The following is a 21957-nucleotide window of genomic DNA, read 5'->3' as shown; positions in this document are numbered from 1 at the left end:
ACACCGACGTCCCGGGCAACCGGCTCGCCGAGGGCTGCCCGACCGGACGCTGCGGACGGGCGGGGACGTCGGACCGATCGAGAGGATCGCGAAGACGATGAGGATACGGCGAACGGTCGCGGTGACGGCCCTGGCGGCGGCGCTGACCGCGGCCCTGGTCACCGGGCCACCGGAGACGGCGGCCGCATCGGCCTTTGCCGAGGTGCCGTCGTCCGCATCGGCCTTTGCCGAGGTGCCGTCGTCCGCCCCGGCCGCGAGCGGCACCGGGACGGCGCTCGCGGAGCCGCGGCCGGTGTACGGCGGCAACTTCCCCGACCCCGCGGTCGCGCGGTCGGGCAGCCAGTACGTCGCGGTGGCCACCGGCGCGCTGGGACCGCTGCTCACCGCGCCGACCGCGCGCGGGCCGTGGACGTACCGGCACGCGGCACTGACCAGGCTGCCCACCTGGTCCAGCGGCGGCGGCATCTGGGCCCCGGAGATCCAGCACGTGCGGGGCGACACGTGGGTGATGTTCTACGCGGCCAAGGTGACCGGGCTCGTCGACGGCAACCAGCGCTGCATCGGCGTCGCGGTGTCGACCGGCGGCGCGGCCGGCCGTTACACGCCGGTCGACCGCAGACCGCTGGTGTGCCCGCCGGGCTCGGACCACCCGGGGGCGTCCGCGCCCGTGACCGGCGGCGTGGGTTTCATCGACCCGTCGGTGTTCACGGCCCGGGACGGCCGCCACGTCCTGCTGTTCAAGAGCCAGAAACCCAACCCCGGCACCAAGCTGTGGAGCCTGGAGCTGAACGCCGACTGGACCGCTCCGGTGGGCTCCAGCGACGTCCTGCTGTCCCGGGCCCGCGGACAGATCGAGAACCCGCACATGGTGGTGCGCGACGGCGCGTACTACCTGTTCGCCTCGTGGAACAACTGGGCCGACTGCAGTTACCGGACCGTGTGGCTGAAGAACGCGTGGCCGCGCGCGGGCTGGTCCTATCCCGACGGGTTCCCCGGCACGACGACGTCCCGGGGCGGGACGCTGATCGCGTCGCGGGACGGATTGTGCGGACCGGGCGGACTGGTCACCACCTGGCAGGACGGCAACGTCGACTTCTTCCTGCACGCCTACCGGGACGCCGACCGCGACGGCGTGCGCGACTCCTCCGTACGGCGGCTGTACGCCGGCCGGCTCGGCTGGACGTCCGCCGGCGTGCCCCGGATCGCCTCCTTCTTCTCCCCGTCATGAAAGGGCACCCCATGTCCCAAAGCTCTGGACGTCACGGCAGCGGAAAGATCAGCAGGCGCGGGCTGCTCGCTCTCGGCGGCGCTCTGGCGGGCGGCGCCGTGGTGGCGGGCGCGTCCCCCGCGTCCGCGTCGACCGACTGGATCCGGCTGCCCGTCGTCACCGCGAACATCGGCCGTACGAACCTGGGCGCGCGCGAGGCCGCGATCCGGGACGTGCGGTACTGCGACACCGGTCACCGCCCCCTGGTGGGGTGGCAGGAGATCCGGGAGGGCGACGGGGACAGCCGCGAACGGTCGTACATCACCCGGTACTTCGGCGACGCCTACGCCAACCCGTTCCTGTGGCACGACACGGCCTACCGGGTTCCGCTGTCCGTCCCGGCGCCCTGGACGGTCGTGAGCCGGGGCAGCACCTTCGTCCACGGCGGCATCTCGGGCGTCACCCCGCCGCGCTGGATCAACGAGGCCGTGGTGCGGCACTCCCGCCACCCGGCCCTGGAGTTCGCGCTGATCAACACGCACTACATCGCCAACGCCCACAACGGCTCCCGGAACCCGGACCTGCGCGACGAGTGGGACCTGCACAAGCAGAAGCACAAGGACCGCGTGCTGGCCCACCACCGGGCGGGCCGCGCGGTCATCTGGACGGCGGACACCAACAACCCCGACTACGCCAGGGCCACCGGCTGGAAGGCCGAGCGGCAGGTGTTCTTCCGGGGGATCGACCGGATCAACTGGATGCCCGGCGACGGCCGGGTCCGGCTCGAACTGCTGGGCACGCGCACGGTGGACATGCGCGTCGACGGCCATGACGCGCGCGTCGCTCTCTTCCGCATCCGGCTGGTCTGACCCCGGCTCCGAGGGGCCGGACACCGCCATATATTACTGGCGGGTAGCTCTCTGGTGAGCAGGTCGGGTAGCGTGTGAGCGTCCCCGAGGGGTCCGAACGGGCCCCTCGGGACGGTGTCCGCGAGAAAGTTCGTGAAGTTCTTCACAAGGAATTCGGTCCGCTCGTGGCCCCGAACGGACGCTCTTGACCCTTCCGGGGCCTCAACAACCGCTTGAACACGTTCAGAAGGCCGGAATCGAGCGGTCCGGCAGCCGTCTCCCGGAGGCGGCCCGCGGAGCCCTCACAGAACGCCCGATCGGCCAGAGAGGCAGCTCACGCGGCATTGACAACGGGCCGGCCGGTGGACGGGTTCCCCCTCGCCGCCATGACCTCGGTCACGAGGGCCGCGGAGTTTAGCACAACCCCTGTCGGAGCTTGTGAAGGGGCGCACGAGCCACCCCCCTCAAGCGGGTGGATACTCGATGGCATGAGCACCACGGAGCGTCCCAGGATCCTCGTAGTAGGCGGTGGGTACGTAGGCCTGTACGCAGCTCGTCGCATTCTGAAGAAGATGCGCTACGGCGAGGCGACCGTCACGGTCGTCGACCCCCGCTCGTACATGACCTACCAGCCCTTCCTCCCCGAAGCCGCCGCCGGCAGCATCTCCCCGCGTCACGTCGTCGTCCCGCTGCGACGCGTGCTCCCCAAGGCGGAGATCCTCACCGGCCGGGTCACCACCATCGACCAGGACCGCAAGGTCGCAACCATCGCCCCGCTCGTCGGCGAGGCGTATGAGCTGCCCTTCGACTACCTCGTCGTCGCGATGGGCGCGGTCTCCCGCACCTTCCCGATCCCCGGCCTCGCCGAGCAGGGCATCGGCATGAAGGGCATCGAGGAGGCCATCGGCCTGCGCAACCACGTTCTCGAGCAGCTCGACAAGGCCGACTCCACCACCGACGAGGAGATCCGCCGCAAGGCGCTCACCTTCGTCTTCGTGGGCGGCGGTTTCGCCGGTGCGGAGACCATCGGCGAGGTCGAGGACATGGCCCGGGACGCCGCGAAGTACTACAAGAACGTGTCCCGCGAGGACATGCGCTTCATCCTCGTCGACGCGGCGGACAAGATCCTCCCCGAGGTCGGTCCCAAGCTCGGCAAGTACGGCAAGGAGCACCTCGAGGGCCGCGGCGTCGAGGTCTACCTGTCCACCTCCATGGAGTCCTGCGTCGACGGCCACGTGGTGCTGAAGAACGGCCTCGAGGTCGACTCCAACACGATCGTCTGGACCGCCGGCGTCAAGCCGAACCCGGCCCTGTCCCGCTTCGGTCTGCCGCTCGGCCCGCGCGGTCACGTCGACTGCGAGGCGACGCTCCAGGCCAAGGGCACCGACTACATCTGGGCCGCGGGCGACAACGCCCAGGTCCCGGACCTGGTCGGCCGCAAGGCCGGCAACGAGAACGCCTGGTGCCCGCCGAACGCGCAGCACGCGCTGCGGCAGGCCAAGGTCCTCGGCGACAACGTGATCTCCGGCATGCGGGGCTTCCCGCAGAAGGAGTACAGCCACGCCAACAAGGGCGCCGTCGCCGGCCTCGGCCTGCACAAGGGCGTCGCGATGATCGTCTTCGGCAAGATGAAGATCAAGCTCAAGGGCCGCCTCGCCTGGTACATGCACCGTGGCTACCACGGTCTGGCGATGCCGACCTGGAACCGCAAGATCCGGGTCTTCGCCGACTGGACGCTCGCCGTGTTCCTCAAGCGCGAGGTCGTCTCGCTCGGCGCGATCGAGACGCCGCGCGAGGAGTTCTACGAGGCCGCCAAGCCGGCGCCGGTCGCCGCGCCGAAGGCCGAGAAGGCCGAGGAGAAGGCCAAGGCCTCCTGACCCTCCGGTCACCGTCCGCCCCGAAGGGGCCGCCCGCCATCCGTGGTGCGGGCGGCCCCTTCGGCGTTCCCGGGCAACCCGGACGGGCGCTTCCCCGGCACCCAACTGCATGCCGTGTGCAGGTATTTTGCTCGGACATAACCCCAATGCGGGACTGTACGGCGGGCGTCCTGGTGTTTACGTAGAAAGGGGTCACCCGGGATCGTCCTCACGGAGGTGTGCGTCATGACAGACGCCGCGCTGCGGCTGAACGGCCTCTTCGAACAGTTGCTGGGAGTGCCACTCCCGGTGCGCATCCGCGCCTGGGACGGATCGACGGCGGGTCCGCCGGGCGCGCCCACCCTGATCGTCCGCAACCGCCGCGCGCTGCGCCGTCTGCTGTGGAAGCCGGGTGAACTCGGCCTGGCCCGCGCCTGGGTGGCCGGCGACCTGGACGTCGAAGGCGACCTCTACAGTGCGCTCGACCTGCTCGCCGGTTTCCTCTGGGAGCGCGACGAGGACGCCCGCACCCTCGCGGAGGCCCTGCGCGACCCCGGGGTGCGGTCCGCGGTGCGCGGGCTGGTGAAGCTCGCCGTGCCGCCGCTGCCGCCCGCCCCGCCCCGCGAGGAGGTCCGCGGGCGCCGCGGCCACCTGCACACCAGGCGCACCGACAGACGCGCGATCAGCCACCACTACGACGTCGGCAACGACTTCTACGAGATCGTCCTCGGCCCGTCCATGGTGTACTCCTGCGCCTACTGGCAGGCCCCCGAGTCCGAGGGCGGCACCCTGCAGGACGCCCAGCGCGACAAGCTCGAACTCGTCTGCCGCAAGCTCGCCCTGACGCCCGGTCAGCGGCTCCTGGACGTCGGCTGCGGCTGGGGCTCCATGGCCGTCCAGGCCGCCCGCGAGCACGGCGTGAGCGTCGTCGGCATCACCCTGTCCCAGGAGCAGGCCGCCTACGCCCGCAAGCGCGTCGCCGACGAGGGACTCACCGACCGGGTCGAGATCCGCGTCCAGGACTACCGGGACGTCCGCGACGGCCCCTACGACGCGATCTCCTCCATCGGCATGGCCGAACACGTCGGCGCCGACCGCTACCTGGAGTACGCCCGGGAACTGCACGGGCTGCTCAGGCCCGGCGGGCGGCTCCTCAACCACCAGATCGCCCGCCGCCCGCGGCGCGACGAATCGGCCTACAACGTCAACGGGTTCATCGACGCCTACGTCTTCCCGGACGGGGAGCTCGCCCCGCTCGGCACCACCGTCACCCAGCTGGAGCGCGCCGGGTTCGAGGTGCGCGACGTGGAGTCGATCCGCGAGCACTACGCGCTGACGCTGCGCCGCTGGGTCGCCAACCTGGAGGCCGACTGGCGGCGCGCCATGCAGCTCGCCGGCCCCGGCCGGGCCCGCGTCTGGCGGCTGTACATGGCGGCGTCGGCGCTGGCCTTCGAGCACAACCGCATCGGTGTCAACCAGGTCCTGGCCGTGAAGACCCCGGAGTCCGGCGTCTCGGGCCTGCCGCTGCGCTCGCGCACCTGGAACTGACGGCACTCGGAACCGGCCGCACCGGGCCCGCCCCGGAACCGGCCGCACCGGGGCCCCGTCCCTCCCGGCTCGCGGAGGAACGGGGCCCCGGTGCGCGTGGCCGTACTCGGCCTTGATCGCCTGGAGCGTGTTCAGGCGGCCCGCCCGCCGCGCCGGCCACAGCGCGGCCAGGACGCCGACCGTCGCCGCCAGCAGCAGGAAGACAGCCATCCGGCCCCAGGGCAGGACCAGTTCGTACGTCGCCATCGACGTGCCGAGCAGTTCACCGGCCGCCCAGCCGAAGAACACGCCAAGGCCGATGCCCAGCACCCCGCCGAACAGGGAGATCACCAGGGACTCCAGGCGGACCATCCGCTTGACGCCCCGGCGGTCCAGGCCGATGGCGCGCAGCATGCCGATCTCCTGGGAGCGCTCGAACACCGACATGGCCAGGGTGTTGACGACGCCGAGGACCGCGACGATCACGGCCATCGCCAGCAGGCCGTAGACCATGTTCAGCATCAGCGTGAACATCTGCGCGATGTCCTCGGAGATGTCCTCCTTGTCCTGGACGGCGATCGCCGGGTTGTCGCCCAGCGCCTTCTCCAGCCTGTCCTTGACCGCGCCGGACGTGCCGTCGGACGTCTTCACCATGACCTGCATGTCGGTCGGGTCGCTCTGGTGCGGGGTGAGGGTCGCGGTGTCGAGCATGATGCCGCGGATCATCTCGTTGCCGACGTAGACTCCGGCGACCGTCAGCCGCTGCTTGTCGCCGTCCTCGTAGGAGACGGTGAAGGCGGACCCGGGCCGCCAGCCGTGCGACGTCGCGGTGTCGTCGTCGACGACGACCCGGCTGCCGCCCACCTCGAAGGCGCCGGCCTTCATGTCCAGGTCGGTCAGCTCACCGATCGTGGAGCCGTCGACGCCGGTCAGGTACTCGGTCTCGCCGTCGATGCGGGACGGCGCGTTGCGCAGCGGGCTGGTGGCGGTGACGCCGTCGGTCTCGCCGAGCTTCTTCGCCACGTCGGGGGAGAGCGTGTTGCCGTTCGCCATGGACACCACGTAGTCGGCGCGGATCGCCGCCGACGCCATCTTGTCGATGGACTTCTGCAGGCTGCCCGCCATCACGGTCATGCCGGTGATGAGGGTCAGGCCGATCATCAGCGCGGAGGCGGTGGCGGCCGTGCGGCGCGGGTTGCGCACCGAGTTCTGCCGGGCGAGCTTGCCGGAGACGCCGAACGCGCGCAGCACGGGCGAGGCGGCGGCGATCAGCGGCCGGGACAGCAGCGGCGTCAGGATGAACACGCCGATGATCAGCAGGACCGCGCCGAGGCCCATCGGGGCCTGCCCGTCCGTGCCGTTCATCGTGGTCGCGGCCAGCACGACGGCGACGCCCGCCGCCGAGAACAGCGCGCCCAGCGTGTTGCGCAGCACCAGCGACTTGGTGGTCGCCTTGGCGTGCACGCTGCTCATCGCGGCCACCGGCGGGATCTTCGCGGCGCGCCGGCCGGGCAGCCACGCGGCGAGCATGGTCACGAGGACGCCGACCGCGAGGGCGGCACCGACCATGCCGGGCGTGACGATCAGCGGCCCGTCGGGCACGGTCGCGCCGAGCGAGCCCATCAGGGACCGCAGCCCGGCGCCGATGCCGACGCCGGCGAGCAGACCGGTCACGGCGGCGACCGTGCCGACGACGAACGCCTCGACCAGCACCGACCGCGTGACCTGCCCGCGGGAGGCGCCCACGGCGCGCAGCAGCGCCAGTTCCCGGGTGCGCTGGGCGACCAGCATGGTGAAGGTGTTGGCGATGATGAAGGTGCCGACGAACAGGGCGATGCCCGCGAACACCAGCAGGCCCTGCTTCATCCCGCTCATCGACGAGGCGATCACCTCGGCCTGGTCGTCGGCGAGCCGCTTGCCGGTGGTGGTCTCGGTGACGTCCTTGGGCAGGGCCCGGTCCAGCTCGGCCTTGAGCGCGGCCTGCGTGACGCCCGCCTTCGCCTCGACGGCGATCTCGTCGTACGTGCCCGCCTTGCCGAACAACCGCTGGGCGGTCGCCGTGTCGAACAGGGCGAGGCTGCCGCCGGCGGCGACGTTGCCGTCGTCGGTGGTGAAGATGCCGGTGATCACCGGCGTCAGCACGGGCCCGTCGACCGACAGCCGTACGGTGTCGCCGACCTCGTAGCCGGCGCGCTCGGCGGTCTCGGCGTCGACGAGGATCTGGCCGCTGCCCTTCGGGGCGTGTCCGGCGACCAGCGGATACCGGGGGTCCTTCGCGCCCCAGTAGTTGCCGCCCCGGGACTGGAAGCCGTCGCCGATCAGCTTGCCGTCCTTGTCGGCCATGGCGGTGAAGCCGCCGACGACGCCGATGGCGGAGGCGGCGCCCGGCACCCGCGCGCTGCGGTCGAGCAGCGCCTGTGTCAGCTCGGGCGCCTTGCCGACCTTGTCCCCCTCGGCGTCCTGGTACTCGGGCCGGACGGCGACGTCGACCTGGTCGAAGCCCTTGGCGGAACTCTTCTGGTACGCCTCGGAGATGGTGTTGGTGAAGACCAGCGTCCCCGACACGAACGCCACGCCGAGCATGACGGCGAGCACGGTCATCAGGAGCCGGGCCTTGTGCGCGAGTACGTTGCGCAGGGCGGTACGGAACATGGGGGGTTCTTCTCGGTGAGAGGGGCGGACGGGGGTCGGCGGGGGCTTCAGCTGGTGCGGCCCTTGGCGTCGAACGCCTTCATGCGGTCGAGCACCGAGTCGGCCGTCGGCCCGTACATCTCGTCGACGATCCGTCCGTCCGCCAGGAAGACGACGCGGTCCGCGTAGGCCGCCGCCACCGGGTCGTGGGTCACCATCACGACCGTCTGCCCGAGCTCCCGCACCGAGTTGCGCAGGAAGCCGAGCACCTCCGCGCCGGAGCGCGAGTCGAGGTTTCCGGTGGGCTCGTCGCCGAAGATGATCTCGGGCCGGGCGGCGAGGGCCCGCGCGACGGCGACGCGCTGCTGCTGGCCGCCGGACAGCTGCGACGGCCGGTGGCCGAGCCGGTCCGCGAGGCCGGTCATCCGGATCACGTCGTCCAGCCACGCCTTGTCCGGCTTGCGGCCGGCGATGTCCATGGGGAGGGTGATGTTCTCCAGGGCGGTCAGGGTGGGCAGCAGGTTGAACGCCTGGAAGATGAAGCCGATCTTGTCCCGGCGCAGCTTCGTGAGCTGTTTGTCCTTCAGGGAGCCGAGCTCGGTCTCGCCGATGCGCACCGAACCGGAGGAGAAGGTGTCGAGGCCGGCGACGCAGTGCATCAGCGTGGACTTGCCGGAACCGGAAGGGCCCATGATCGCGGTGAACTCGGCCTGCCGGAAGTCGACGGAGACCCGGTCCAGGGCGACCACCTGGGTCTCGCCCTGTCCGTAGATCTTCGACAGATCCGTGGCGCGTGCGGCCACGGCGGTGGACCGTCCGGCGACGGGTGCGGTGGTGGTCACGGGAAGACACTCCTGTGGGACGAGGGTGAGGACTGGGACCGGGACCGGGACGTCGACGAGGACGGCGACGCGCATGGTGCCGGGAGTCGGCGAGGACGGCGACGCGCATGGCGCCGGGCGGCGTCGGGACGTGTCCCCGGCGCCTGATCCATCGTCCTGTCCGCGAGGCGCCGTGTAGTCAGCCGCTGTTCCCGTTCCGGGGGGCGACTGGGGTCGGACCAGGTGCGGTCGTGTCATACCTGGGGATGACGGGCGGCCCTGAGTCGAGGTTCGGTCGAGAACAGGTGGAGCTCCCTCGTTCGGGCGGTGAAATTCCGTCATTCCGCATGCGCCACCGCACGTCACACGCAAGGCTGTTGGCAAGTGCGGATGGCCTGCCCCGGTGTCTGATGCACCCTCAGGCATCAATAAAATAAGACAACATCAGTTCCGAGCGTCAGTGGCGGGAGGGAGGCGCCCCGATAGGCTCGGAATCTCTTGCGGAGCCCATGGCCTGCCCGGATGGTGGAATGCAGACACGGCGAGCTTAAACCTCGCTGCCCCTTCGCGGGCGTGCCGGTTCAAGTCCGGCTCCGGGCACTTCCGACGCACGCCGGGCCGCATTCGCGGCCCTTTTTTTCGTGCACGCCCCATCGAGGACTTCACGACGCGACCGTTGACAGCCGCCCTTGTGCGATCGGAAACTGACGTCCGGCAATGGTGAAGGAAATTTCACCATGCGAACAAGAGCGAACCAGAGAGGAACGACCGATGCGCACCACCGTCGGCATCATCGGAGCCGGACCGGCCGGCCTCCTGCTCGCCCGGCTGCTCCACAACGCCGGCATCGACTCGGTCGTCCTGGAGAGCCGCGACCGCGCCTACGTCGAACGGCGCCAGCGCGCCGGAATCCTCGAACAGGGCACCGTCGACGTGCTGCGCGCGGTCGGCGCCGGGGAGCGCATGGACCGCGAGGGGCTGCGGCACGACGGCATCGAACTGCGCTTCGACCGCAGACGGCACCGCGTCGACTTCCCCGCCCTGACCGGCGGCCGGTCCGTGATGGTCTACGCCCAGACCGAGGTCTGCAAGGACCTCATCGCCCTCCAGCTCAAGGAGGGCGGCCCGCTGCTGTTCGAGGCGGAGGCCCTGGCCGTCGAGGACGCCGGCACCGACCACCCGCGCGTCCGCTTCCGGCACCAGGGCGCCGAGGACGTCCTGGAGTGCGACTACGTCGTCGGCTGCGACGGCTTCTGGGGCGTGGCCCGCAAGGCGGTACCCGCCGAGTCGTCCCGCGTCTTCGAGCGGACGTACCCCTTCGGCTGGCTCGGCATCCTCGCCGACGTGCCGCCCTCCCACGACGAGCTGGTCTACGCCCGCCACGACCGCGGCTTCGCCCTGCTGTCCATGCGCTCCCCGTCCGTCTCGCGCCTCTACCTCCAGGTGCCGGACGGCACGGACCCCGCGGCGTGGAGCGACGACGGGATATGGGACGAGCTGGAGCGCCGCTTCGAGACCGCCGACGACTGGAGCCTCGCCCGGGGCCCCATCACCCAGAAGTCCGTCACCCCCATGCGTTCCTTCGTCCACGAGCCGATGCGGCACGGCCGTCTCTTCCTGGCCGGGGACGCCGCCCACATCGTGCCGCCGACCGGGGCCAAGGGACTCAACCTCGCCGTCGGCGACGTCGTCACCTTCGCCCGGGCGCTCACCCACCGGCGGGAGACCGGCTCCGCGGCGCTGCTGGACGCCTACTCGGAGACCTGCCTGCGCCGCGTGTGGCAGGCCGAGCGGTTCTCCTACGACATGACGACGCTCCTGCACCGCGCGCCCGACGCCACTCCCTTCGAGGACCGCCTCCAGGTCGCCCGTCTGGACCGCATCGCCTCCTCCCGCGCCGCCGAGACCGACCTGGCCGAGGGCTACACGGGCTTCCCCCTGGCGTGAGCGTCGCCGTCTTGTCGCAGGTCCGTCATGAACCGGCACCCTCGGGTGTCGGGAATCACGGAGCCGCGTAGCGTGTTGCGCAGCACCAAGAGGGAAAGATCCTCCCCAAGCACTAGGGTCAATCCTTTGCCTACCTATTACCCTTGAGCCAAGGCCACGCAGTGTGGCCATGGAGGAGTGCAATGAGGAGCAGAAACCCGGTCTTCTCGCGACGGGGGTTCAGCCGCGACAACGGCTACGCGGGCTTCAACACCGCGCCGCAGGCCGGGGGACCCGCCGTCGCCACGCAGGGCAACCCGTACGCCCAGCAGACCGCCAACCCGTACGCGCAGAACCCGTACGCGCAGCAGGCGCCGTACGGTGCGCCGCCGCAGGCGCCGGTCACCACCGACCGCATGACGATGGACGACGTCGTCATGCGCACGGCGACCACGCTCGGCGTGCTCATCGTCACGGCCGCGCTCTCCTGGGCGCTGCTGCCGGTCGACGACGCCAACATCAACCGCAGCTACGGCATCGGTATCGGTGCCGCGCTGATCGGCATGGTCCTGGCGTTCGTGCAGTCCTTCAAGCGCAAGGCGTCCCCGGCGCTGATCCTGACGTACGCCGCGTTCGAGGGTGTCTTCCTCGGCGTGATCTCCAGCATCGTCGACAACCGCATCGCGAGCGGTGCGGCCATGCAGGCGGTGCTCGGCACGATGGCCGTCTTCGTCGGTGTGCTGATCGCCTACAAGGCGGGCTGGATCCGCGTCAACCGCCGCTTCTACGGCTTCGTGATGGCGGCCGCCCTCGGCTTCATCCTGCTGATGGCCGTGAACCTGCTGTTCGCGGTGTTCGGCGGCGGTGACGGCCTCGGGTTCCGCAGCGGTCCCCTCGGCGTCGTCTTCGGCGTCATCGGCATCCTGCTCGGCGCCTGCTTCCTCGCCCTGGACTTCAAGCAGGTCGAGGACGGTCTGGCGTACGGCGCCCCGCGCGAGGAGGCGTGGCTCGCGGCCTTCGGCCTCACGCTGACGCTGGTGTGGATCTACCTCGAGTTCCTGCGGCTCATCTCGATCCTCAGCAGCAACGACTAGCGGCACACCCCGCGGCCTGCCCGCGGGTGTGCGAAAGGGCCCCGGATCCCGTCCGGGGCCCTTCGTCGTCTCGTCTCGTCGTCGAGACCGTGTGCGCGCCTAGAGCAGTTTGCGCGCGGCCCTCCTCAGGTCGTACTCGTGGATGATCGCCTTCGCGTGGCCGTACGCGAGGTTGTGTTCGGCGCGGAGCCAGCTGACCTTCTCTTCGAAGCGGAAGAGAGCGGGACCTTCTTCGACGGTGCGGAGCCAGTCGGAGATCTCACGACCGGTGCAGTGCGGAATACGGGCGAGCAGGTTGCGATGGGTCTCCTCGGAGAAGACTTGGGACATCGGCGCCTCCGGACGTATGGGATGTAAGCCGGTCCTTCAGGTCACCGTGCCTGAGCGTTCGCCCGTTGGCAACAGTGCCGCAGGGACGCGTACGCTCGCGGCGTGGTTGATACGACGCCCCTGACCCGTGCCGTGGATCACTTCGCCGACCGTCTGCGGGCCGCGCCGCAGAGCCGGCTGCAGCGGGGGGCCGCCGCCGAGGCGCTGGCGCTGGCCCGGGAGTTGGCCCGGCGGGCGCAGTTGCGGGAGTTCCCCGGCGTGGAGCCGAGAGAGATGCCGGACGCGGGCATGTTCGCCGCCGCCGACCAAATCACCGTCGCGGGGCACGACTTGGCCCTGACGTTGACGAGCGAGGGCGACGTCGAGGAGGCGGTGCGGCTGGTGGGCGAGGCCCAGCAGCGGGCCGGGGTGTGAGCTACAGCGACGCGATGACCCGGTCGGCCAGGATGTAGACGTTCTCCTCGCCGCAGGAGAACGTCAGCGTGTAGGCGCCGGAGATCCCGGAGCCGCCGAGCAGGTACGGGGTGTCGCCCGCGCGCAGGGCGGCCGCCAGCCGGTCCGCGGTCTCGCGGTGGCCCGGCGTCATGCACAGGGTCGTTCCGTCGGCGAAGACGTAGACGTCCAGGGTGCCCAGCGGGCCCGGGCGGACGTCGGTCAGTTCGACGCGGGACGTGGCGAGTTCCTCAAGGGTGGCGACCGTGCGCTCGTGGTCGTTCACCATGGGTGAGGGCGACGGGACGAAGTCCGGGTGCGAGGGGTGCCGGCGGCGGGCCGCGGCCAGCTCCGGGGACTCCCCGGCGGACTCGTCGGTCTCCCCGCCCGGCTCGGTCACCGGCTCCAAGGGCTCCAGGCCCGCGAAGTCGGCCTGCCGGGGCAGGAACAGCTCACTGTCGGGCAGGCCCAGCAGCGTCGGCGCGTCGGCGGCGTCACGGGCCTCCTGCGCGGCCCAGAAGGCGCGCGCCTCGGCGAGCTCGCGCTCCCGCTCCTCGGCCAGCGCCTCGGCCACGGCCGCGCGTATCTCATCGGCCTCGGCGGCGGTGCGGGCGGCGGGGACGGCCGCGCGCGTGGCACGGCTCTCGGCCAGCTCGGTGTGCAGGGCCGCGACCTGGCGACGCAGCACCACGAGGGTGCGCAGGACGGCGACGCCCACGGCGCCCGTGGCGGCCGTGGTGATCAGCAGGGCGATCGGCATGGCGCTCACTGACGTACTCCCGGTTCAAAGTCGACCCCCGACTTCCTACATCAGCTTGAAGGGCGGACTAACCTCCTGTCAGTGCGTAACGTCACGAAACGGACAGGGCTTTGGTCTCGCGCTTACCATGACATCGGCTCTGACCTGCGGGAATCTCCCTGCAGAGGGAGATAGGTCACATCCTGAGGGAGATTGGATCACAAAACGGCCCGGAACCCCGGTGGTTCCGGGGTTCCGGGCCGATTCGGTGACGCTCGGTTCAACTCCCGTCACACGAACGGGATCAGGTGGTCAGGGACGGCCGTCCGGTTCAGCTCAGGCGCTCGATGACCATCGCCATGCCCTGGCCTCCGCCGACGCACATCGTCTCCAGGCCGAACTGCTTGTCGTGCCACTGGAGGGAGTTGATCAGCGTGCCGGTGATCCGCGCGCCGGTCATGCCGAAGGGGTGGCCGACGGCGATGGCGCCGCCGTTGACGTTCAGCTTCTCCAGCGGGATGCCGAGGTCGCGGTAGGAGGGGATCACCTGGGCGGCGAACGCCTCGTTGATCTCGACCAGGTCGATGTCGTCGATGGTCAGGCCGGCCCGGCGCAGCGCCTGCTGCGAGGCCTCGACCGGGCCGAGGCCCATGATCTCCGGGGACAGGCCGGAGACGCCGGTGGAGACGATCCGGGCGAGCGGGGTGAGGCCGAGCTCGCGGGCCTTGGTGTCGCTCATGATGACGAGCGCGGCGGCGCCGTCGTTCAGCGGACAGCAGTTGCCGGCGGTGACCAGGCCGTCGGGGCGGAAGACCGGCTTGAGGCCCTGGACGCCCTCCAGGGTGACGCCGGGGCGGGGGCCGTCGTCCTTGGCGACCACCGTGCCGTCGGGCAGCGTGACCGGCGTGATCTCCCGCTCCCAGAAGCCGTTCTTGATGGCCTCCTCGGCGAGGTTCTGCGAGCGGACGCCGAACTCGTCCATGTCCTGGCGGGTGACGCCCTTCCAGCGGGCGAGGTTCTCGGCGGTCTGGCCCATCGCGATGTACGGGTCGGGCATCAGGCCGTCCTCGCGCGGGTCGTGCCAGGTGGTGCCCTCCTGCTGGGCGACCTCGGCGGTGCGCGCCTCGGCCTCGGCGAACAGCGGGTTGCGCGTGTCCGGGAGGCTGTCCGAGTTGCCCTTGGCGAAGCGGGAGACCGTCTCGACGCCGGCCGAGATGAAGACGTCGCCCTCGCCGGCCTTGATGGCGTGCAGGGCCATGCGGGAGGTCTGCAGGGACGAGGAGCAGTACCGCGTGACGGTGCAGCCCGGCAGGTGGTCCATGCCCATCTGCACGGCGACGATGCGGCCGAGGTTGTTGCCCTGCTCGCCGCCGGGCAGGCCGCAGCCCAGCATCAGGTCGTCGATGTCCTTCGGGTCGAGCTCGGGGACCTTGGCGAGGGCGGCCTGGATGATCGTGGCGGTGAGGTCGTCGGGGCGCAGGTCCTTGAGGGAGCCCTTGAAGGCGCGGCCGATGGGGGAGCGGGTGGCTGAGACGATCACGGCTTCGGGCATCACGGCTCCATGGAGGAAGGGGTGGCGCGCAGCGCCTCGTTCGGGGGCGGTGGTCGGGAGACGGGCGGGCGTACGGGACCGGTTGGGTTGTCTGGGAAGTTACCCGTACGTATGGCCCAGGTCACGGGTCAGGCGGTGTGACCCGCGCCGCAGTTTTCTAAGCGCTTGCTTTTCCCGCCTGGGTGACCGGCCCGCTCCACACCGTCACGAGGCCTGCCCCGAAGGAGTCGGCTCCGCCTCCGGCACCCGGCGCCGGCGCCGCCGCTTGAGCAGCGCCCACGGACCCCGGGGACCGCTCGGCATCGCCGCCGCGACCTCCGTACCGGCCTCCGAGGCCGCCTCCGCCGCCGCCCGCGCCACCGGCAGGAAGCCCTCGCGGCGGGAGACGTCCGGATGCTCCTCCTCCGGCCACAGGCCCAGCGCCGCGCACACCGTCGGCAGGACCGCCATCGCCGCCGTCGCGTACCCCTCGGCCGACGGGTGGTAGTTGTCCGGGCCGAACAGCTCGCGCGGGTTGGCGGCGAACTCCGGGCCCAGCAGGTCGCCCAGCGACACCGTGCGCCCGCCCTGCTGGACGGCGCCGATCGTCTGCGCGGCGGCCAGCTGCCGGGACGCCCGCCGGGCCAGCCAGCGCAACGGCTGCCGCACCGGCTCGATCGTGCCCAGGTCGGGACAGGTGCCGACCACCACCTCCGCGCCGGCCGTCCGCAGCCGCCGGACCGCCGCCGACAGGCAGCGCACCGAGCGGGTGGCCGGCATCCGGTTGGTCACGTCGTTCGCGCCGATCATGATCACGCAGACGTCCGGCAGCCCGCCCGTGTCCGCGAGCACCTGCGACACCTGGCGCTCCAGATCGTCCGACCGGGCCCCGGGAACGGCGGCCGAGCGCAGCACCACCGGGCGCTCCGCGACCGCCGAGAGGCCCGCCGCCAGCAGCGCGCCCGGCGTCTGCCCCGCCCGGTGCACCCCCTGCCCGGCGGCCGTGGAGTCGCCCAGCATCGTCAGCCGCAGCGGCGGCTCACCGGAGGCGGGCAGCGATCCGCCGTACAGCCCTTCCGCGTTCGGCACCCGGGGCGGCGTGCCGTTGCCGACCCGGCGCCGGGCCAGCTGCATCTCGGCCACCAGCAGCCCGACCGTGGCCGCGCCCGCCAGACCGATCCCGCCTCCGCCGTACGCCGCCCCGGCCGCGATCCGCCGGGCCGCCCTCGCCCTCGACATGCTCGTCATGCGTCGCCGCCACCTCCTCGAAGCCCTACCTCCTGCTTGCCCCGTACGAACCGTCGTCCAATCTCAACAGCCAGTGAACAGCACTTCCGGGCTGTGCGAGGCCATAGGCTGGCGGTGCATCACGACCACACCATTTGCCATTTGCAGCATCCGGAGACAACGGTGCGATTCCACGACTCGATGATCAGCCTCGTCGGCAACACCCCGCTGGTGAGGCTCAACAGCGTGACCAAGGGCATCAGGGCGACCGTCCTGGCCAAGGTGGAGTACTTCAACCCCGGCGGTTCGGTGAAGGACCGCATCGCCCTGCGCATGATCGAGGCCGCCGAACAGAGCGGCGAACTGCAGCCCGGCGGCACCATCGTCGAGCCGACCAGCGGCAACACCGGCGTCGGCCTGGCGATCGTGGCCCAGCAGAAGGGCTACAAGTGCATCTTCGTCTGCCCGGACAAGGTCTCCACGGACAAGATCAACGTGCTGCGCGCGTACGGCGCCGAGGTGGTCGTGTGCCCCACCGCCGTCGACCCCGAGCACCCCGACTCGTACTACAACGTCTCCGACCGGCTGGTCCGCGAGACGCCGGGCGCCTGGAAGCCCGACCAGTACTCCAACCCGAACAACCCGCTCTCCCACTACCACTCCACGGGCCCGGAGCTGTGGGAGCAGACGGAGGGGAAGATCACCCACTTCGTCGCGGGCGTCGGCACCGGCGGCACCATCTCCGGCACCGGCCGGTACCTGAAGGACGCCAGTGACGGCAAGGTGAAGGTCATCGGCGCCGACCCCGAGGGCTCCGTCTACTCGGGCGGCTCCGGCCGGCCGTACCTGGTCGAGGGCGTCGGCGAGGACTTCTGGCCGACCGCGTACGACCGGACCGTCGCCGACGAGATCGTGCCGGTGTCCGACAAGGACTCCTTCCAGATGACCCGCCGCCTCGCCAAGGAGGAGGGCCTGCTGGTGGGCGGCTCCTGCGGCATGGCGGTCGTCGCCGCGCTGCGCGTCGCCGAGCGGCTCACCGAGGACGACGTCGTGGTCGTACTGCTCCCGGACAGCGGACGCGGCTACCTCAGCAAGATCTTCAACGACGAGTGGATGGCCGACTACGGCTTCCTGGAGGACGAGGGCCCCAGCGCGCGCGTCGGCGACGTGATCGAGGACAAGGCCGGCGGCCACATCCCCTCCCTCGTCCACATGCACCCCGACGAGACCGTCGGCCAGGCCATCGACGTGCTGCGCGAGTACGGCGTCTCGCAGATGCCGGTCGTCAAGCCCGGCGCCGGTCACCCGGACGTGATGGCCGCCGAGGTCGTCGGCTCGGTCGTGGAGCGGGAGCTGCTGGACGCCCTGTTCAACAAGCGGGCCTCGCTGGACGACCCCCTGGAGAAGCACATGTCGGCACCGCTGCCGCAGGTCGGCTCCGGCGAACCCGTCGCGGACCTGATGGCGGTGCTGGGCTCGGCCGACGCGGCGATCGTCCTCGTCGAGGGCAAGCCGACCGGCGTCGTCAGCCGGCAGGACCTGCTGTCCTTCCTCGCCAAGAACGGGAAGTGACGCGAGGGAAGAAGCTGTGCGCGGGGACCGCCGCACCCCCGTTACGGGGGGCGGGACGACGGCGGTCCCCGCGAGGGACGCGGGCCGGGTCAGGGCCGGGCTTGCGCGTCCGTGGCGTCCAGGGAGGCCCGGGAGCCGCTCCGGAGGTTCCTTGGCGCCGTACGGTGCCGACCGAGCGGGGAGCCGCTCCCGCCCTGCCGACAACCACTACTGTGCCGGACGCGTGTTAAGCAGGTGCTGCGCGGACGTGACGCGCTCGTACCACTTCCGCGAAGTCCGGGAAGGTCGTTGATCACCGCAAGTTCGACGCCGGCGCCGGTGGTTCACCGGACGTTCGCCGGAATCTCAGTCCTGCCACCCGTCGTCCCCGCCCCGCCCGCGGCGGCGGCCGAGGCCGAACAGGCCCGGGTTCAGGCGGGCCGCCTGCACCACGTTGACGCCGACGATGCCCGCCCACGCCACCAGCAGACCGGGCAGTTCCGCGACGCCGCCGCCGATCGCGGACAGCGGGACGGCGAGGACCAGCGAGACGATCCCGAAGCCGAACCGCTCGCCCCAGATGTCGGTGGCCCTCGGCGACCGCGCGTCCCGGGCCGTCACCATCTGCTGCTCGGCGAACTGCCGGCGCACGCGCCGCTCCACGGCGCCGTCGATGCGCTGGTCGACCTTCTCCAGGAACGAGTCGACCAGCGCGGACTCGTACTCCTCGCCCAGCTCCCTGCGCGCCTGCAGGGTGGCGTCGAGTTCCTTCTTGAGGTCGGTGTCCCGCGCGTCCATTCCGGTCATGCTCATCACGGTAGGGAGCGGCACCGGCCGCCGCACTGGGGCTAACCCCCCTGTCGGAGCGGGGGAACGCGCCCGTCGCTGCATAGTGGTATGCAGATTTCCAAAGGCTGAAGAGTATGGAGCCACCCGGTACTGTCCGGGCTCGACCGGACATCTGGAGGGGGAGCACGTCATGAGCGTGACCGACAGCCCTGCCGCGCGCCTGCAGGCGCTTTTCGAGGGGCACCGGCTGACACCGACCCAGCGGCGCATCGCGCACAGCATGGTGCGCCGCGCCGCCGACGTGCCGTTCCTGTCCAGCGTGGAGCTCGCCGAGCTCGCCGGGGTCAGCCAGCCGTCCGTCACCCGCTTCGCCGTCGCCCTCGGCTTCGACGGCTACCCGGCCCTGCGCCGCCACCTGCGCGAGGTGGCGCCCCCGGAGCAGACGGCGGACACGGGCTCGTTCAACGAGTTCCAGCAGGCCGTCGAGGCCGAGATCGAGAACCTCAGGCACCTGTCGGAGGCGCTGGCCGACCCCCGGCCCGTGCGCAGGGCGGGACGGCTGCTCGCCGCCTCCCGCCCGCTGCCCGTCCTCGGACTGCGCGCGGCGGCGGCACAGGCGTACGGCTTCGCCTACTTCGCCGCCAAGGTCCATCCGGACGTACGGCTGCTGGGCGAGGGCGGCACGATGGTGCAGGACCGCATCGACGCCGCCGTCCGGGCCGGTGCGACGGCGCTCATCTGCTTCGCGCTGCCCCGGCATCCCCGCGAGGTCGTCGACACCCTCGCCCACGCCAAGGAGGCGGGGCTGACCGTGGTGACCGTGGCCGACTCGGCCTTCGCGCCGGTCGCCAAGGTGTCCGACCTGCTGCTGCCCGCCGCCGTCGGGACCGCGCTCGCCTTCGACACGGCCTGCGGCCCGATGCTGCTGGGCCGGGTGCTGCTGGAGGCCATGTGCGACGACCTGCCGGACGCGCAGGCGCGGCTGGAGGAGTTCGACGCGCGGGCGGCGGCCAGGGGCCTGTTCGTGGAGTGAGCCCCGTGGCCGGCCGTGGCCGGTCCGGGGCGCCGGTCGCCGATTCTCAGATTCGTCTCACCTTGCCTCGCTAACGTGCCTGTCCTAAAACTCCGTTACATCCTTCGGACACTTCGCACTGCGCGAACTTCGACAGACGTGAGACGGGAGGCTGACGTGGCACGCGGAGGACAGGGGCTGGCTCGGGTGGCCGTCGTTCTACGGGCCGGGGCGGCGCCGCTGTGGTGGCTGGGCGTACTGGCGGCGGGCATCGGCACGGCGGTGCCGGGGCTGACCGGACGCCGGATCGGGGTACTGGCCGGGGCCGCGCTGTTCCTGGTCGCGGCGGCCGTCGTGGCGTACGCGCGGCGTGGCCGGTACCGCGCGCGGGCCCGCTCGGCGGCCCGCGCGGGCAAGCACGACGTGCTCCAGGACCGGGCGGTGACCACCCGCAACTGGCGCCGGGGACACCGCTGGTGGCTGCTGCTCGCCTTCCTGGCGGCGGTGGGCAGCGCGTTCGCCGTGCCCGCGGCGGGCGGCATGCTGCTGGCCGGGACGGGCGCCGGGCTGTGGCTGAAGGCCGCGTGGTTCGGGCGGCTGGAGCGGGCCGACGAGGTGCTGCTGTGGGTGCGCGTCGACTGGCTCACCGCGGGCGGCCGTCCGGCCGGGAAGACCGTCAAGGGCTACCGCGGCACGGGCATCGCGGCGGGCGACGCGGCCCCCGGAGGCGCCCGCCGACGCACGGCGGCGTTGGTTTAGCGGGAGCGTTCGGTCGGCCGGGCCGCCGGGTTCTGTGTCGGGGGCGTTCGGTCGGTGGTGGCCCGCGTCGGCCGGGGTGGTGGCGTGGGCGGCGGGTGGGGTGTGCGGATCGGTCGGCGGGGTCGCCGGGTTCTGTGACGGGGGCGTTCGGTCGGTGGTGGCCCGCGTCCGCCGGGGTGGTGGCGCGGGCGGCGGCCGGGGTGTGCGGCTCAGTCGGTCGGGGTGTTCCGGAGGGCGGTGAGGGCCGTGGCGTGCGCCCCGCCGGACTCCGCCACGATCTCCCGCACCGTCTGCGGCTCCCGCACCGTCGCGAACGCGACGCCCCCGCCGCCGTCCGGGGCGAAGCCGTAAATGCCGGGCCGCGCCAGGGAGTTGTACGCGTAGTGGTGCGCGAAGTAGTACGCGCCGGTGTCCAGCGCCGCCGCGTAGTCCCCCTGCTCCAGCAGCGGCAGCGCCCGCCCGGTGGCGAGCAGGTCGCCCGCGAAACAGGCCGGCCCGGCGACGTCCTGCACCACCTCCGGCCCGGACTTGGGCCGTCCCTTGCCGTCGTACGCGGCGATGCGCAGCGGCCAGGCCCCCGGCGCGTACACCGTCCGCGTCGCGACCTGCACGCCCGCGTGCGTCACCGCCACCGGCCGCCCGCCCGCGCTCTTGGCGTACTCGACCCGCGCCACCACCGTCCCGTGCTTGGCCAGCAGTGACCGCCCGAACTCGGTGACCAGCCCGTACCGCCCGTCGAGCAGCCCCGGCACCGCCTCCCGCAGCACCCGCGCGTACTGCGCGTACGTCGGTGTCACCTCGTCGGAGGTGAAGTTCACCGGCAGTCCGCCGCCGATGTCGATCGTGTCGATCCGCCGCTCGCCCGCGCGCCGGTTGATCTCCTCCGCGAGCGCGTACGTCTCGGCCACGCCCTCGGCCATCAGGGACAGCGGCACGCCCTGGGAACCGGTGTGGGCGTGCAGCCGGGTCAGCCACGGCCGGTCCAGACAGGACCGCACGACCCACTCCCGGGCGCCGTCGTCCCGCAGCGCCACCCCGAACTTCGAGGTCGCCGTCGCTGTGGACAACGCCTCGATGGACCCCGCGCCGACCTGCGGATTCACCCGGATTCCGACGGGGGAGCGGCTGGTCGCCGACGCCATGAGGGCGTCCACGCGGTCTAGCTCCTGCGGGTTGTCCACGTTGACGGCGATGCCGAGGGCCAGTGCCTCCAGCAGTTCCGCCGGTGTCTTGGCCGGCGAGTCGAGCACCGTGCGGTCCGGGGGCAGCCCCGCCGCCCGGGCCAGGGCCAGCTCGCCCGGGCTCGCCACCTCCGCGCCCAGGCCCTCCTCGCGCAGCAGCCGCAGCACCGGCACCAGCGGGGTCGCCTTCACCGCGAACGCGTGCAGCACGGGCGTGCCCGGAGCCGTCACCGCTTCGAACGCCGCCCGCAGCTCCGCCGCCGACTCGCGTATCCCGGTCACGTCGAGGAGCGCCGCGATGGGGAGCTCCGGGCCCAGCAGGCCCTGTTCCACGGCGGCCCGCACCGCCTCGTCCCGCCGCGCCGCCCGGTCCGTGTGCCCGGTACGCCCGCTGTTTCCGTCGTCCACGACGCCCCCCGTCCTGCCGTTGCCCGACCGCATGACTCCAGCCAAACATCCGCGACGCGCCGCCGCTGGCGCACGACTGTATTGACTA

Annotated in this window: 17 protein-coding genes, 1 tRNA gene and 1 pseudogene; 11 read left to right on the top strand and 8 right to left on the bottom strand. The window is 71.7% G+C overall.

Translation table 11 applies throughout. The features are described 5' to 3' along the window. Positions 1 to 97: 97 nt before the first annotated feature. The 4 genes from QC282_RS21280 (at position 98) to QC282_RS21265 (ending at position 5459) form a co-directional block, all read left to right on the top strand. The gene (locus QC282_RS21280; RefSeq protein WP_279551112.1) at positions 98 to 1228 is read left to right on the top strand and encodes a family 43 glycosylhydrolase; all 1131 of its coding nucleotides are present in this window, start codon (positions 98 to 100) and stop codon (positions 1226 to 1228) included. Between the two features lie 11 nt (positions 1229 to 1239). Beyond that, positions 1240 to 2076 carry a hypothetical protein gene (locus QC282_RS21275; protein ID WP_279551111.1) on the top strand — a complete coding sequence of 279 codons (837 nt, stop codon included), beginning with the start codon at positions 1240 to 1242 and terminating at the stop codon, positions 2074 to 2076. A gap of 467 nt (positions 2077 to 2543) precedes the next feature. After that, positions 2544 to 3932, top strand: a complete 1389-nt coding sequence (locus tag QC282_RS21270) for an NAD(P)/FAD-dependent oxidoreductase (RefSeq protein WP_279551110.1) — start codon at positions 2544 to 2546, stop codon at positions 3930 to 3932. Between the two features lie 225 nt (positions 3933 to 4157). After that, a complete protein-coding gene (locus tag QC282_RS21265; protein WP_279551137.1) occupies positions 4158 to 5459 on the top strand; it encodes a cyclopropane-fatty-acyl-phospholipid synthase in 1302 nt (433 codons plus the stop codon). Between the two features lie 105 nt (positions 5460 to 5564). Here the strand turns inward: QC282_RS21265 and QC282_RS21260 are convergent. Together QC282_RS21260 and QC282_RS21255 are read right to left on the bottom strand one after the other, a co-directional pair. After that, positions 5565 to 8090 (bottom strand): annotated as a pseudogene (locus QC282_RS21260) (ABC transporter permease); the annotation flags it as partial. Positions 8091 to 8137: 47 nt separating this feature from the next. Then, the gene (locus tag QC282_RS21255; protein WP_336621082.1) at positions 8138 to 8911 is read right to left on the bottom strand and encodes an ABC transporter ATP-binding protein; all 774 of its coding nucleotides are present in this window, start codon (positions 8909 to 8911) and stop codon (positions 8138 to 8140) included. A 495-nt stretch (positions 8912 to 9406) separates the two neighbouring features. Here QC282_RS21255 and QC282_RS21250 point away from each other — a divergent pair. From QC282_RS21250 to QC282_RS21240, 3 genes are all read left to right on the top strand, one after another. Continuing rightward, positions 9407 to 9490, top strand: a tRNA-Leu gene (locus QC282_RS21250). A 171-nt stretch (positions 9491 to 9661) separates the two neighbouring features. Beyond that, on the top strand, positions 9662 to 10837 hold the full coding sequence (locus QC282_RS21245) for a 4-hydroxybenzoate 3-monooxygenase (RefSeq protein ID WP_279551108.1): 1176 nt from the start codon (positions 9662 to 9664) through the stop codon (positions 10835 to 10837). A gap of 182 nt (positions 10838 to 11019) precedes the next feature. Beyond that, positions 11020 to 11910 (top strand): Bax inhibitor-1/YccA family protein, encoded by an 891-nt coding sequence (locus QC282_RS21240; RefSeq protein WP_279551107.1) that lies wholly within the window; start codon positions 11020 to 11022, stop codon positions 11908 to 11910. Positions 11911 to 12009: 99 nt separating this feature from the next. On the opposite strand, the gene QC282_RS21235 is transcribed toward QC282_RS21240, so the two are convergent. Continuing rightward, positions 12010 to 12240 carry a DUF4287 domain-containing protein gene (locus QC282_RS21235; protein ID WP_028803887.1) on the bottom strand — a complete coding sequence of 77 codons (231 nt, stop codon included), beginning with the start codon at positions 12238 to 12240 and terminating at the stop codon, positions 12010 to 12012. A gap of 102 nt (positions 12241 to 12342) precedes the next feature. Here QC282_RS21235 and QC282_RS21230 point away from each other — a divergent pair, with 102 nt between their 5' ends. Next, entirely contained in the window at positions 12343 to 12654 is a 312-nt protein-coding gene (locus QC282_RS21230; protein WP_279551106.1) for a hypothetical protein, read from the top strand. A gap of 1 nt (position 12655) precedes the next feature. Here QC282_RS21230 and QC282_RS21225 read toward each other — a convergent pair whose 3' ends face one another. From QC282_RS21225 to QC282_RS21215, 3 genes are all read right to left on the bottom strand, one after another. Further along, positions 12656 to 13432 (bottom strand): hypothetical protein, encoded by a 777-nt coding sequence (locus tag QC282_RS21225; RefSeq protein ID WP_279551136.1) that lies wholly within the window; start codon positions 13430 to 13432, stop codon positions 12656 to 12658. 310 nt (positions 13433 to 13742) lie between these two features. Then, entirely contained in the window at positions 13743 to 14963 is a 1221-nt protein-coding gene (locus QC282_RS21220; RefSeq protein WP_279551105.1) for an acetyl-CoA C-acetyltransferase, read from the bottom strand. Between the two features lie 204 nt (positions 14964 to 15167). After that, a complete protein-coding gene (locus QC282_RS21215) occupies positions 15168 to 16190 on the bottom strand; it encodes an SGNH/GDSL hydrolase family protein (RefSeq protein WP_279551104.1) in 1023 nt (340 codons plus the stop codon). 162 nt (positions 16191 to 16352) lie between these two features. On the opposite strand from QC282_RS21215, the gene QC282_RS21210 reads away from it, so the two are divergent. Then, positions 16353 to 17741: a cystathionine beta-synthase gene (locus QC282_RS21210; RefSeq protein ID WP_279551103.1), complete on the top strand. Its 1389-nt coding sequence runs from the start codon at positions 16353 to 16355 to the stop codon at positions 17739 to 17741. 345 nt (positions 17742 to 18086) lie between these two features. On the opposite strand, the gene QC282_RS21205 is transcribed toward QC282_RS21210, so the two are convergent. Beyond that, positions 18087 to 18518 carry a hypothetical protein gene (locus tag QC282_RS21205; protein ID WP_279551135.1) on the bottom strand — a complete coding sequence of 144 codons (432 nt, stop codon included), beginning with the start codon at positions 18516 to 18518 and terminating at the stop codon, positions 18087 to 18089. Positions 18519 to 18699: 181 nt separating this feature from the next. Between QC282_RS21205 and QC282_RS21200 the strand changes: the two genes are divergently transcribed. After that, positions 18700 to 19542 carry a MurR/RpiR family transcriptional regulator gene (locus QC282_RS21200; protein WP_279551102.1) on the top strand — a complete coding sequence of 281 codons (843 nt, stop codon included), beginning with the start codon at positions 18700 to 18702 and terminating at the stop codon, positions 19540 to 19542. 156 nt (positions 19543 to 19698) lie between these two features. Further along, positions 19699 to 20280 (top strand): hypothetical protein, encoded by a 582-nt coding sequence (locus tag QC282_RS21195; RefSeq protein WP_279551101.1) that lies wholly within the window; start codon positions 19699 to 19701, stop codon positions 20278 to 20280. 209 nt (positions 20281 to 20489) lie between these two features. On the opposite strand, the gene QC282_RS21190 is transcribed toward QC282_RS21195, so the two are convergent. Then, positions 20490 to 21902 carry a diaminopimelate decarboxylase gene (locus QC282_RS21190; protein ID WP_279551100.1) on the bottom strand — a complete coding sequence of 471 codons (1413 nt, stop codon included), beginning with the start codon at positions 21900 to 21902 and terminating at the stop codon, positions 20490 to 20492. Positions 21903 to 21957: the final 55 nt, after the last annotated feature.

This window comes from Streptomyces sp. DH24, assembly GCF_029813775.1.
Lineage (GTDB): Bacteria > Actinomycetota > Actinomycetes > Streptomycetales > Streptomycetaceae > Streptomyces.
Note: the sequence above shows the minus strand (reverse complement) of the source record. Positions and strands in the feature narration are given on the sequence as shown.